Origin of the sequence: Lysobacter oculi (assembly GCF_003293695.1) — a bacterium.
Lineage (GTDB): Bacteria > Pseudomonadota > Gammaproteobacteria > Xanthomonadales > Xanthomonadaceae > Solilutibacter > Solilutibacter oculi.
In genome coordinates this window covers 2,438,404-2,451,806 of record NZ_CP029556.1, presented here as the reverse complement: position 1 = coordinate 2,451,806, position 13,403 = coordinate 2,438,404, and the positions used below count along the sequence as shown (strand labels likewise).

At 64.6% G+C, this 13,403-nt stretch carries 9 protein-coding genes and 1 pseudogene; 3 read left to right on the top strand and 7 right to left on the bottom strand.

The features are described from left to right. Positions 1-11 precede the first annotated feature (11 nt). The 4 genes and pseudogenes from chrA to istA form a co-directional block, all read right to left on the bottom strand. A complete protein-coding gene (chrA, locus tag DCD74_RS11760; RefSeq protein ID WP_112927465.1) occupies positions 12-1,256 on the bottom strand; it encodes a chromate efflux transporter in 1,245 nt (414 codons plus the stop codon). 218 nt (positions 1,257-1,474) lie between these two features. After that, positions 1,475-2,911 (bottom strand): IS1182 family transposase, encoded by a 1,437-nt coding sequence (locus tag DCD74_RS11755; protein ID WP_112927455.1) that lies wholly within the window; start codon positions 2,909-2,911, stop codon positions 1,475-1,477. 495 nt (positions 2,912-3,406) lie between these two features. After that, complete coding sequence (istB, locus tag DCD74_RS11750; protein WP_112926664.1) at positions 3,407-4,180, bottom strand: IS21-like element helper ATPase IstB; 774 nt, start codon at positions 4,178-4,180, stop codon at positions 3,407-3,409. Next, positions 4,170-5,688, bottom strand: a pseudogene (gene istA, locus DCD74_RS11745) (IS21 family transposase). The gene istB and the pseudogene istA overlap by 11 nt, the downstream one beginning before the upstream one ends. 117 nt (positions 5,689-5,805) lie before the next feature. Here istA and DCD74_RS11740 point away from each other — a divergent pair. From DCD74_RS11740 to DCD74_RS11730, 3 genes are all read left to right on the top strand, one after another. Next, positions 5,806-6,402 carry an SDR family NAD(P)-dependent oxidoreductase gene (locus DCD74_RS11740; protein WP_112927464.1) on the top strand — a complete coding sequence of 199 codons (597 nt, stop codon included), beginning with the start codon at positions 5,806-5,808 and terminating at the stop codon, positions 6,400-6,402. Between the two features lie 116 nt (positions 6,403-6,518). Further along, positions 6,519-7,853, top strand: coding sequence for a family 1 glycosylhydrolase (locus DCD74_RS11735; RefSeq protein WP_217424259.1), 1,335 nt, complete (start codon positions 6,519-6,521; stop codon positions 7,851-7,853). Between the two features lie 82 nt (positions 7,854-7,935). Further along, positions 7,936-9,240, top strand: a complete 1,305-nt coding sequence (locus tag DCD74_RS11730) for a sodium:proton exchanger (RefSeq protein ID WP_237049613.1) — start codon at positions 7,936-7,938, stop codon at positions 9,238-9,240. Positions 9,241-9,563: 323 nt separating this feature from the next. Here the strand turns inward: DCD74_RS11730 and lspA are convergent, their stop codons facing one another. From lspA to DCD74_RS11715, 3 genes are all read right to left on the bottom strand, one after another. After that, positions 9,564-10,100: a signal peptidase II gene (gene lspA, locus DCD74_RS11725; protein ID WP_407072205.1), complete on the bottom strand. Its 537-nt coding sequence runs from the start codon at positions 10,098-10,100 to the stop codon at positions 9,564-9,566. Between the two features lie 122 nt (positions 10,101-10,222). Further along, complete coding sequence (locus DCD74_RS11720) at positions 10,223-10,699, bottom strand: MgtC/SapB family protein (protein WP_112927462.1); 477 nt, start codon at positions 10,697-10,699, stop codon at positions 10,223-10,225. A gap of 92 nt (positions 10,700-10,791) precedes the next feature. Further along, positions 10,792-13,323: a heavy metal translocating P-type ATPase gene (locus DCD74_RS11715; RefSeq protein ID WP_112927461.1), complete on the bottom strand. Its 2,532-nt coding sequence runs from the start codon at positions 13,321-13,323 to the stop codon at positions 10,792-10,794. Positions 13,324-13,403: the final 80 nt, after the last annotated feature.

Below are 13,403 nucleotides of genomic sequence, written 5' to 3'. Positions count from 1 at the left end.
ATGCGCGCCAATCAGCCCGCAATGAGGCCTTGCAGCCAGCCATACAGACCCGCCCCGAGGATCACGGCAGGCACCAGCCAGCGCGACTTGGACCAGAACAGCAGCGCCAGCACCACGCTGAAGACCAGCACGCCATTTGCGTTCTTGATGCCACCTATCATCAATGCCAGTGTTGTGCCGGCGATCAGCCCGACGACGGCCGCCGTCACGCCCGCCAGAAATTCGGAAACACGCGGCCGGTGCACCCAGCGCTCCATCGCATCGTGTCCCAGCAGAGTGAAGGAAAACGCCGGCAGGAACACGCCAGCAGTCATCGCCACCGCACCCCACGGCCCGCCGCCGATGTAACCAACGAACGTGGCAAAGATCACCAGTGGCGCTGGCAAGAGCCCCGAGAGCGCCAACCCGTCAAGGAACTGGCCATTGCTCATCCACGCGCCCTGGGTCACGGCGTCGCGCTGCAGGAACGGGATCACCGTGTAGGCACCACCAAACGTCAGCAGCCCCGCCTTCAATCCAGACCAGAACAGCGCCAAGACACCCACGCTGCCAGTCGCCAATGCGGTGCCGTCATCATCCCTGTTCGCCAAAGCGCTCAATCCGCTCAAACCAGCGTCGTTCCAGATCTTCACTGCTACCAGCACGAAAGCTAGGCCAAGAAGCCCTCCGGCAGTTGCATGGCGGCGCTCGTGTGCGCACAGGTAGATCACGCCGCCCACGACCAAGATGATGGCGAAATGCACGTTTGCCAGCTGCGCCAACATCGCCACTAGCGCGATCATCCATAGCCAGCGGTCTTCGAGTACATGGCCGCCAATGCGGACGATGGCGCGCACGATCAGGGCCGCCACTGCTGCCTGCACTGCAACGAAGACGGAGCTCCAGCCTTCCAGTCGCAAGTCATGCCGGACGTACAGCCATGACAGCAGCAGCATCAGCAGGAAGCCGGGCAACATGAAACCCAGGCCCGCCATGATTCCGCCCAGCCGCCCCCGTGCCAAGGTGCCGAAATAGACGCAAAGCTCATGCGCCTCCGGCCCCGGCAACACCTGATAGACCGCCAGCACGCGATTGAATTTGTCGCGATCGATCCAGCCTTCCTGGTCGACCAGCTCCTGCCGGATCATCCCGATCTGCGCGACCGGCCCACCCCAGGCCATGGCCCCGAAGCGCAGGAAGCGCAGGAATACGCCGAACAGCGAGAGGTTCGGTATGGCGCCTTCACGCGAGGGCTCAATTGGCACTTGCGCATTCATGTCGACCCCTCAAGTTCGTTCGTTCAGATTGTACGTCCGTGGCCTTTGCGCAAATGGCAACTTCGCTTCCGCATCCACCGAGCGGCTTTCTATCGCTTTGTACGGGATTGATGAGTGGCCGCTTTGGGTCGAGGCTGTGTAAAAACGCGTTGGAACAGGACTCACGACACCGACGTGGCCAGTTCGAGCAACCAGCGTGCAGCAAAAGAACGTGATGCTCAGGCCGCGATGGCCCGCACCATGCCTTGAGTACCCACGATCTTGATCATCCGTTTCATGTTGTAGGCCAACACCGCCAAGCTGACCTCGCTTCTTACCTTTGGAAGGGTCTTGGTCAGCAATGGCGTAGTGCCAAGCCATGATTTGAGCGTGCCGAAGACATGCTCCACCGTCTGTCTTCGCACCACTGCAGCTTGTGGCCTTGCATCCAGCAGCATCTGCATTCGCTCGAGCACGTGTTCGTGCTCCCAGCGGGTGATTCGTCTATAGCTCGCGGTCGTGCATTTCATCCGCATCGGGCAGCGGGGGCAGGCGGATGACCAATACTTGTGCAGGGTCAGGCCCTTTTCTTCGGCCGTGAAGCGATGGATCGCCCTTTCGCCTGCTGGACATTCGTACTCATCCGCGGCTTCGTCGTAAATGAAGTCCCGCTTGTCGAACCGGCCTTCGGCCTTGCTGTTCGACGTGAGCGGCTTGGGCACCAACGGAATGACGCCTGCCTCCTCGCACGCCAGGATCTCCGGTGCATTGAAGTAGCCACGATCTGCCAGCGCCGTCATACGTTCGGTGCCAAGGGCTTCCCTGGCCTTCGTTGCCATGCGCGAGAGCTGCGCGCGGTCGTGGCCGTCGTTCGTCACGTCATGAGCGACGATCAGATGATGCTTGGCGTCGACCACCGCCTGGACGTTGTAGCCAACCGTGCCTGTGCCCCGACCGCTTGACGTCATTGATCTTGCGTCCGGGTCCGTCAGCGAGATCTGGTGATCTGGTGCGGCCTCAAGCTGCTTTTCGATGGCATCAAGCTTCTCCATCTGCGCGCGCAGCTTCGCCAGCTTGTCCTTCAGATGTGGTGCACGCCCCTCCGGCAGCAAGGCAGGGTCGCGGTCCGCTCGGTCCAGTTCGGCGAGGTATCGCGCAACGCTCTCCTCCAACTGCTGCCGGCGTCCTCTGACCTTACCAACGGTGAAGTTGCGGTCCCGGCTGTTCACCGCTTTGAGCTTGCTGCCATCGATCGCGACGATGGCATGCGAGAAGACCTTCATGCTCCGGCACAGCGCAACGAACCGGCTGCACACGGCCGTGATTGCAGCGCCGTTGTCCTTGCGGAAGTCGGCGATGGTCTTGAAGTCCGGTGCCAGTCGTCCGGTCAGCCAGATCAGCTCCAGATTCCGTTGCGCCTCCCGCTCCAGGCGACGGCTGGACTGGATGCGGTTGAGGTAGCCATAGATGTAGATCTTGAGCAGCACCGCGGGGTGATACGCAGGACGGCCACCGGCCACGCGATTGGCGGCCTCGAAGCCAAGTTCGCTCAGATCGAGTGCTTCCACAAAGGCATCAACCACCCGAACGGGGTTGTCCTCATGGACGAAGTCTTCCAGCCGATCAGGGAGCAGAAGCCCTTGGGAACGATCAACGCCATCCACGAATCGCTTCATGCAGAGCACCCATCAGCCGGTGCTCAGATCATGCCAGTGGAGGCGGGCTTTTCACACAGCCTCGGTCGCTAGCAGCCGTAGTAATTCGAGCGAAGCTCAGCGTAATGGGCCGATTTGGGCTGCACGTTCATGGCTGCCAATCCTTGCTTAGCTTGCTAGACTGGCCTTGTTCAGTGCGGACAACGGCCATCTTTCGCGGCGGGGGCATGACTGGGGGCACGGGCAGTGACGCGTCGGCAGTTTGTTCTGCTTAGGCAATATGTTACCGTTCCTTTTAGAGAGCACCCATAGCCACCAGATTTTCCAGTAAAAACAACGCTTTGGACGAAGAAAGCCCGCCACTGGATGCGGGCTTTTTTGTGCCTAGATCACCGGGCACGAAAAAACCAGGGTCGCGTTCTCGGGCTGATCGAGCCCAAGCTGTTGATTTCCACGCAAAACTGAGCCGGGATTTCCATCCAAAATTGAGCCACCCGGTTGCGGGGTGAGCTTAGCTCAGGGATGCGGTTGAGTGGTGGCGGACTCCTTGTTGACGGCGGTGGTGTGGTGCCGGAAGCGGTAGCTGTCGTTGCCGGTCTCGATGATGTGGCAGCGGTGCGTGAGGCGGTCGAGCAAGGCCGTGGTCATCTTGGCGTCGCCGAAGACGTTGGCCCACTCGGCGAAGCTGAGGTTGGTGGTGATGGCGAGACTGGTGTGTTCGTAGAGCTTGCCGATCAGGTGGAACAACAAGGCGCCACCGGCTTGCGAGAACGGCAGGTAGCCCAGTTCATCGAGGATGACCAGATCGGCGCCGATCAAGCGGTCGGCCAGCTGGCCCTGTTTGCCGGCGGCCTTCTCCAGTTCCAGTGTGTTGACCAGCTCAATGGTCGAGAAGAAGCGCACGCGACGCTGCTGGTGCTGCACGGCCTGCACGCCGAGGGCGGTGGCCAGGTGAGTCTTTCCGGTGCCGGGACCACCGACGAAGACCAGGTTCTGGCGTGCGTCCATGAAGTGCCCGCCATGCAGTTGCCGTAGCAGCGGTTCATCGACGGCACTTTGGCCGAAGTCGAAGGTGCTCAGGTCGCGGTAGTGCGGGAAGCGGGCCGCCTTGAGCTGGTACTGGATGGAGCGCACTTCCCGTTCGGCAACCTCGGCCTTGAGCAGGGCGTCCATCAGCGGCAAGGCATCGCGGCAGGCCGGGCTGCCTTGCTCGACCAGTTCCTGCAACGCCTGCGACATGCCGTGCAGGCGCAGGTGCTTGAGCGTGGACAACAGGCCATCAGGCTGCATGGCGTGCCCTCCGCAAGTGGTCGTAGCGGGCCATGTCGGCCACCGGCTCGACCTGCAAGGCCAGCGTCGGTGGCGTACTGACCGGCGCCGGCGGCGCTTCCCCAAGCAGGCGGCTGAGCACGTTGAGGATGTGCTGCTTGTTGGCCGCGCCACTCTCCAGCGCCAGTTCCACCGCGGTGAGCACGGCCTGCTCGTCGTGGCGCAGGACCAGGGCAAGGATCTCGACCATCTCCTTGTCGCCGCCGGGGCGCTGCAGCAACTGCTGTTGCAGGGTGCGGAAGCCGTCCGGCAGTTCCAGGAAGGGCGCGCCGTTGCGCAACGCACCCGGCTTGCGCTGGGCCACGCTCAGGTAGTGCCGCCAGTCGTAGAGCGTGCGGCCACCGTCGTGGGAGCGGTGGATGCAGCGGACATGCTCGGCAATCTTCTGGCCTTCGGCCACGAACACCACGCGCGCCGGATACAGGCGCACGCTGACCGTGCGCCCGGCGAAGCTGGCCGGCACGCTGTAGCGGTTGCGCTCCACGTGGACCAGGCAGGTCGGCGTGACCCGCTTGGTCTGTTCGACGAAGCCGTCGAACGGCACCGGCACCGGCATCAATGCCGGCAGTTCGTCCTGCAGGACCTCGGCGATCCTGCGGGGGCCGCTGCTCCGGATGGGGCAGTGCCTGCCACAGCGCCTTGCAGCGCTCCTCCAGCCAGGCGTTGAGTTCGTCCAGGTGCTTGAAGTGCTGCGGCACGGCGGGCCAGACGCGCCGGCGTGCGTCCTGCACGTTCTTCTCGATCTGTCCCTTCTCCCAGCCGGAGGCCGGGTTGCAGAACTCCGCCTCGAACAGGAAGTGGCTGACCATGGCTGAGAACCTGGCATTGACGCTGCGCCGCTTGCCGGCATGGACCTTGTCCACCGCCGTCTTCATGTTGTCGTAGATGCCCCGCCGCGGCACGCCACCGAACACGGCAAAGGCGTGGTTGTGGGCATCGAACAGCATCTCGTGGGTCTGCTTCCAGTAGGCGCGCAGCAGGAATGCCCGACTGTGGCTGAGCTTGAACTGCGCGACCTGCAGCTTCACCTTCTCGCCGCCAATGCGCACCCAGTCCTCGCTCCAGTCGAACTGGAACGCCTCGCCCGGCGCGAAGACCAGCGGTACGAAGGCCTTGCGGGGTGCAGTGAGCAGGCGTTCGTGCTCGGCGCGGTGCCAGTCGCGGGCGAAGGCCGCCACGCGGTTGTAGGAGCCCGGATAGCCCACCGCCACCAGCCGAACGTGCATCTCGCGCACGCTCATCTTCTGCTTGCGCGGAGCCGACTGGCTGCGCCACAGCATCGCCCGCAGTTGCTCGGCGTACGGGTCTAGCTGGCTCGGGGTCTGACGCGGGGGATACTTCGGCTCGACCTCGCCGCTGGCGAGGTACTTGGTGATGGTGTTGCGCGAGAGCTTGGTGCGACGGGATATCTCCCGGATCGGCATCTTCTCGCGGAAATGCCAGCGGCGGATGAGGCTCAGAACGTCCATCTTGATCACTCCTGGTGGCTCCGGTCAGGGCAGACCGGAAGGCTAGGAGGTGGCTCAAGATTGGACGGAAATCCGCTGGGTTAGTGGCTCAGTTCTGGATGAAACTCAACACAGGAGCTGGCAAAACGTCAAGGTGCTGGTGATGCGCTTTTCGCGCAAGCCGATCTGTCTGGACCGGCTGCGACCCAAACGCTCGTCGACGCGGCGCTTGAGCGCTGGGGGCGAATCGATGTCCTCGTGAACAACGCCGCGATGATGACCTTCGACCCGATCGAATCCCTCGACGAAGCCGAGTGGGACCGCCTGTTCGCGGTCAACCTGCGCGCGCCGTTCTCGCTCGTGCGCCGCGCGCTGCCGCACATGGGCGCGGGCAGCACCATCGTGAACGTTTCGTCCGTCCATGCCGAGGAAACCATGGGCGGGGTGGTGCCGTACGCGGCGTCGAAGGGTGGGCTCGAAGCCTTCACCCGCGGGCTGGCGGTGGAGCTGCGCCCCCGCGGCATTCGTGTTAACGCTGCGCGCCTCGGCGCGATCGACACGCCCCTTCTGTGGAGCAATCCCAACGTGAGATCCGGCAAGGAAAAGATCGACCGCGCGTCCATCGGGACACCGTTGCAGGTGGCACAGGCCATCCTCTTCCTGGCGAGTTCGGAATCCTCGTTCACCACCGGCGCGATTCTCAACGTCGACGGCGGGAGGCTTGCAGACCTGTGAGCACGCAGCCACCCAAATTTACCGGCGCGCCAACGCCTTCGCATGGCAGCAGTCCACAACCCGCTCCTGCGGCGGAGCGTCCGGCGGACGTTGTGCCGCTCTCGACATCGGCGGCGGTGGCCCCTCCTCTCCCCGCCGCCGCCCCCGCCCTCGTCTGGAATGCCCCGCCGGACCTGCCCCCGCAACAACCGCGCCATCACTTCCTGTTTGCCACGGGGATCGAGAACAGCTATCCCACGATCCTCGGACGCGATGGCACGACCGTGCGCGTTGACGAGATGGCACGCACCGGGCACTACGAGCGCTGGCGCGAGGATTTCGCATTGGTGCGCGAACTCGGACTGGAAACGCTGCGCTACGGGCCGCCCTACCACCTCACGCATCTGGGTCCCGACAAGTACGACTGGGCTTTCGCTGACGAGACACTCGGCGAGCTACACCGGCTCGGCATCGTTCCCATCATCGACCTCTGTCATTTCGGCGTGCCCGACTGGATCGGCAACTTCCAGAACTCTGAGTTTCCCGAGCACTTCGCGCGCTACGCCAGCGCCTTCGCGCAGCGCTACCCATGGGTGCGGCTGTACACGCCGGTCAACGAGATCTACATCGCTGCCACGTTCTCGGCGCATCTTGGCTGGTGGAACGAACGCCTGACCACCGACACCGCGTTCGTCACCGCGCTCAAGCACCTGACTCGCGCCAATCTGCTGGCCGAGACAGCCATCCTCGCCGCGCGCGGCACCGCCGACACGCTCTTCATCCAGAGCGAATCCACTGAGTACTTCCACCACTCGAAGCCGCAGGCCGCATCCCGAGCCGAGTTCTTCAACGAAAAGCGCTTCCTGTCGCTCGACCTCAACTACGGCCGCGATGTGTCGGCGCGGATGTACCAGTACCTCACCGACTGTGGCATGACGCGTGCCGAATACGGGTGGTTCATGACCCATGGCCCGCGCTACAAGCCGTATTCGGTGATGGGGAATGACTACTACATCACCAACGAGCACATGACCGCGCCCGACGACGGCCCGATCACGCCGTCGGGTGAGATCTTCGGTTACTATCTGATCACCAAGCAGTACTACGAGCGGTACCGGCTGCCCGTCATGCACACCGAGACCAACCTTGCCGATGCCGAGCGCGCGCCCGCCTGGCTCGAGAAGGAGTGGCTCAACATGCTGCGCCTCAAGCAGGACGGCGTGCCGATCGTCGGCTTCACCTGGTACAGCCTGCTCGACCAGGTGGACTGGGACACCGCGCTTCGGGAGGAGAACGGTAACGTCAACCCACTGGGCCTCTACGACCTTGACCGCAAGATTCGCCCCGTCGGTACGGCGTATCGCGAGCTGGTGGCCACCTGGCGCGACATCCTGCCCTCGGAGAGCCTGTGCGTCAGCACCAATACTTCGCCGACATCCAAGACCGAACGCCCCGATCCCACGCTCCGCTGACGGTCTTTCGCGTACCGTTCCAGCTCGCCGGGGCGCCAATGCCACCTGCATTCGCATTCAACCTGCTGTCCAAGGAAGCCTCGTGAGCAAAACACATAATTTGGTGCGGGAGTTCGTGATTCCCGTGAGCATCGCGGCCCTCGCGATCGCGCCGGCGATGGTGTTGCGTGTGGTCGGAGAGAGCGAAAGCGCGCCTCTCAACGCCGCACTCTTCGGCATGGCGATCCTCGCGGCCGGCTTCCTGCTGTCATGGGGCGCTGAGGCCGCGGAAAAATATATCGCCGCCGGCTTCATCATCGCGATTGTGGCGATGATCACCGTTCTGCCGGAGTACGCGGTCGACTTCTACTACGCTTACCGGGCCGGCCAGGATCCGTCCTCAGGCTACGTCGCCTATGCGGCGGCAAACATGACCGGCGCAAATCGGCTGCTGATCGGCCTGGCGTGGCCGCTCATGGTGTGGCTGCACTGGTGGCGTTCGAAGGAAAAGGGCATCACGCTGGATCGCGAGAACTCGGTGGAGTTCGTGTTCCTCGCGGCGGCGAGCGCCTATGCATTCGTCATCGTGTTCAAGAACACGATAAGCATCATCGACTTCGGGGTGCTGGCGACGATCTTCGGCCTGTACCTGTGGCGCACGTCGAAGGGCAAAAACGAAGAAGTGGAGGAAGGCGACGAGCCTGGACCTGGCGCGATCATCGCGCACCTGCCACCCAGGAGCCGCTGGACGGCCATGGGTTTGATGAGCGTGGTGGCGGCGGTGGTGATCCTGCTGTCGGCGGAGCTGTTTGCCGAATCACTCGTGTCGTCCGGGCGCGTGCTCGGGCTTGACGAGTTCCTTCTCATCCAGTGGCTCGCACCGTTGGCCAGCGAAGCGCCGGCCGTGGTGATCGCCGTGCTGTTCGTGCTGGACGGGCGCGCCCGCGCCGGCCTGGCCGCGATGATCAGCGACAAGATCAACCAGTGGACGTTGCTGGTGGGCATGCTGCCAATCGCGATGAGCGTCGGCGCCGGCCAGGTGATGGCGCTGCCGCTCGACGCGCGGCAGCAGCACGAGGAGTTCCTGCTGACGGCCGCGCAGTCGCTGTTCGCGCTGACGCTTTTGATGCGTCGCAGGCTATCGGTCTGGAGCGCCATCATGCTGACCGTCATGTTCTTCGGGCAGCTGTTCCTCGCGTTCTTCTTCCGGTCCGACCTGGAGCGCGAGATCGCGGTCCTGACGAAGGTGGCTTATGTCTATCTCGCCATGGCGGCCGTGGTGTTCGTCGCGAATGCGAAGCGCCTGCCCGAGCTTCTGCGCGATGCGATGGTGCCCCGGAAGGCAGAACCGGTCGCACCGGGCCCAGTCCGCGCGGTTCGACCGCCCGCGGCAAGTAGTAATGGCTGATGCGTTTCACCGTCGATGACGGCGGGACGGGCACTGCGCTAACAACGATCGACGATGGGCCAGCGACTAGCGACTAAAGGCCTGCGCCAGCGATCGATGGCGTGAGGTTTGCGACTAGCGAAGGTCTGAACAACTGCCATCAGCCCGCGAAGCCGCAAACATCGCGGGCCTTCGGCTCTTGATCAGCAACGTAGTCGGATTGCCGCTTCCGCCGGGGGAACCGCGATGGAGCATCAAAAACAACCTTCCTTCGGCCCAGCCCGGACAGTCGCGCCCAGCTCGTCAGCAGTGCGCACTGCCCGGCAGCCGCGGCTGAAGGCGCGTCAGCGCGCAGAGTCGCCGCGCGCGCGGCGTGCTGTCACCTCTGATGCCACGAGTTCGGTCGCGACCAACGCAACCGCGCCGGTGACGATCGCGACGTCGCTGAAGTTGAAAGACGGCCAGTAGTAGTCCTTCCAGTACCACTGGATGAAGTCGACCACGTGGCCGCGGATCGCGCGGTCAATCGCGTTGCTTAACGCACCCCCGATGATCAGCGCGTATGGCACCGCCTGACGCCAATTGCCACGTGGCAGGCGAGCGAGGGCAATCCCTAGGGCCACCGAAATACCCACCGCAAGCACGCTGAAGAACACCTGCTGCCATCCGCCGGCGTCGCTGAGCAGGCTGAAGGCCGCGCCCGTGTTGTACGAGCGGTACCAGCTCCAGATTCCGTCGATCACCGGCACGGCGGTGTACTCCGGGAGCCGTGTCACTACCCACCGTTTGCTGCCCTGGTCCATCGCGATCACGACCGCTGAAAGCAGCAGCCACGCGAGTGCGGATTTCCTGTAGGCCACCATCATTTCGTTGACTCCCATCGGCCTTTATCGGCGCGGCTTCGATCGGCGATGGACGCCGGCCGCGCTCCAGGTTCTTGATCTGCGAGCCGATCAGCGGCACTTGCTCCGCAGTTTGGTTCCCTCGTCGAAGCCTCGCGTGTTCAGTCGTGCGGCTTTCCCATCAAGTGCGGAATGACCGCCGTGACAAAGAGCGCAACCGCTGTGGCGGCCACTGCGAGCAGACCGTTTCCGAGTCCCACGGCCACGCCGATCGCCGAGGTGAGCCAGATGCTCGCGGCGGTGGTGAGCCCTTCGACGCGGACATCCTTCTGCAGCTTCAGGATTGCGCCCGCGCCGAGGAAACCGATGCCGGAGACCACCCCCTGCACGACCCGCGTGTTGTCCGCCTGCGACACCCCCGCATAGAGCGGTGCGAGCACGAACAGCGTGGAGCCCACCGAGACCAGGATGTGGGTCTTCAGCCCGGCGGTACGCTCCTTCTTCTCCCGCTCGTACCCGATGACGCCGCCGAGCAACGCGGCGAGCATCAGGCGCACCAGTACTACCGCCGGCACGCCTCCTGCAGGCAACGTGAATTCTGCCGCCAGCGCCGTCGCCACATCGGTGGGAACGTTCATGGTCTACAACCCCGTCCGGTAGTCAGCACACCGGTTGGCGCCGTCCAGTTGATCGATCGACACGCTATCGCAATACCTCGCCGGCCAGCCGCTCATGTTCGTTCACGATAGGCCAGCAGGCGCAGCGCGTTGAATACGACCAGTAGCGTCGAGCCCTCGTGCACCGCCACCGCCGGGCCGATGCCAAGCCCGAAGATCGTCGCCGGCACCAGCAGCGCTACCACGCCGAGGCTGACGTACACGTTCTGCTTGATCACCGACCGGGCCCGACGGCTGAGTCCGACCGCAAACGGCAGGTTGGACAGGTCATCCGCCATCAACGCGACGTCCGCGGTTTCCATCGCGACGTCGGACCCGGCCGCGCCCATCACGATGCCCACGGTGGCGCTCGCCATCGCCGGCGCGTCATTGACGCCGTCGCCGACCATCGCGACCTTTTCCTCACCGCGCAGCTTCTTGATCGCCTCGACCTTGTCCTCGGGCATCAGGTCGCCCCAGGCCTCGTCGAGCCCGACCTCCTTGGCGATCGCCTCGGCGACCTTCTGGTGATCGCCCGAGATCATGATCATGCGCTGGATGCCGAGCGCCTTGAGGCTGGCCAAGGCCGCCTTTGCCGCCTCTCGCGGCGTGTCCATGAGCCCGATGGCGCCCAGATCCTGCTCGCCGCGGCGCACGATCATGCTGGTGCGACCCTGGTCGCGCAGCGATGCGATCGCGGCAACCATTCCCTGCGAAAGAGGCGCAATGCCGTCCACGCCAAACATCTCCGCCTTGCCGATGTAGACCGTCTGGCCATCGAGGGTGGCCTTTACGCCGCGGCCGATCAGGTTCTCGAGATCGCTCGCGCGCGGAATCTCCGCGTCGCCCAGCCGCTGGCGCGCGTCGACCGTGATCGCTTTGGCGAGCGGATGGTCGCTCAGGCTCTCCACCGCCACCGCCACGCGCAGCAGTTCGGTCTCGTCGATGCCCTCCCCCGGCACCACGTCGGTGATGCGCGGCTTACCCTCGGTCAGCGTGCCGGTCTTGTCGAACGCGATGGCCGAAAGCGAGCCGAGGTTCTCCAGCGGCCCGCCACCCTTGATGAGGACGCCGCCGCGTGCCGCGCGTGCGATACCCGACAGCACCGCGCTCGGTGTCGCAATCGCCAGGGCGCACGGGCTCGCGGCCACGAGCACCGCCATCGCGCGATAGAAGCTGTCGCGGAACGGCTCGTCGATCACCACCCACGCGAATAGCAGCAGCACCGCGAGCACGAGCACAGCCGGCACGAAGATCCGCTCGAAACGATCGGTGAAGCGCTGCGTCGGGGACTTTTCGGTCTGCGCCTCGCTCACCATGCGCACGACTTTCGACAGCACGCTGTCGGTGGACTTGCGGGTGACCTCGATCTCAATGAGGCCATTGCCGTTGATGGTGCCGGCGAATGCCTTGTGCATGGCATCGACGCCGCCGGGATTGGCGCGCGCGGCTGCCACGTCCGGCACCGCACGCTTGTCCACCGGCATGCTCTCGCCGGTGATCGGCGACTGGTCGATGCTGCTGTCCCCGGTGACAATGAAACCGTCCGCAGCGAGCCGCGAATTGGGCTTCACGACCACGATGTCGCCCAGTGCAAGCTGTTCGACGGGGATCTCCACCATTTCCCCGCCGCGACGCACCGTCGCCACGCGCGGTGCGAGCTCGGCCAATGCCTCGATGGCTTTCTTGGCGCGGCCCATCGCGTAATGCTCCAGCGCGTGGCCAAAGCTGAAGAGGAACAGAAGCAAAGCGCCCTCGGCCCACGCACCCAGCGCAGCGGCGCCAGCCGCAGCGACGAGCATCAGCGTGTCGATCTCGAAGCGCTTCATGCGCAGGTTGTCGATGGCCTCGCGCAGCGTGAACCAGCCACCGAGTACATACGCCGCGACGTAGGCCACCATCGGCACCCACTTCGGCGCGTCGACGAACTTCTCGATCAGGAAGCCGATCAGCAGCACCCCGCCGCAGGCCAGCGCGAACTGCAGCTCGCGGCTCGACCAGAAGCCGCCGTCGCCGTGCGAGTGGCCGTGGCCGTCGGCGGCATGCTGGTCGGGGCCATGGTCGTGGCCTTCGTGCCCCGTTTCGGCTGCAGGCGTTGGCGTGGTCGCTGCCGGGGCTCTGGCGACGGTTGCGCTCGCGTCAGCGCTGGCTTGCGCGCCGTTTCCCGGCGACGCCGCGGCGCGCCGGAAGAACTCGCGTCTGATCGCTTCTTCCGAAGTGATGGAACGGTCGAACTCGACGTGCGCGGTACCGCCCGCGCCCACGTTCGCGTCAAGCACGCCCGGGATCGCCCGAAGCTGCTCGGTCAGCGTGCGCGCGCGCCGTGCGTGCGAAACCTCCACGGGCCACGAGGCATGCCCGTACTGCTCGGCCACCGCCGCGCCGGCCGCCGTTACCAGTTGGCGGATGCGCTGGAGGGAGAGCACCGCCGCGTCGAAATGGATGCACAGCTGTGCCGGCGCCGCTTCCGTCGCCGCGACGATATGGGCCTTTTCGACGCCCTCGCGCCCGCCAACATCGGACAGGAGCCGCGCAACGCAGCGGTCCGCCGCATCCGTCACCTCGGGCAGCACGAGCGGGATGTCGATACGTAACGGTTGGGTCATGGCGTGTGCTCCGGGTGGATCAATAGCCTGGGGAACAGGGCGGGGACGGGCGTCGGGGCAGACCGTGAGCTGGTTGCTGG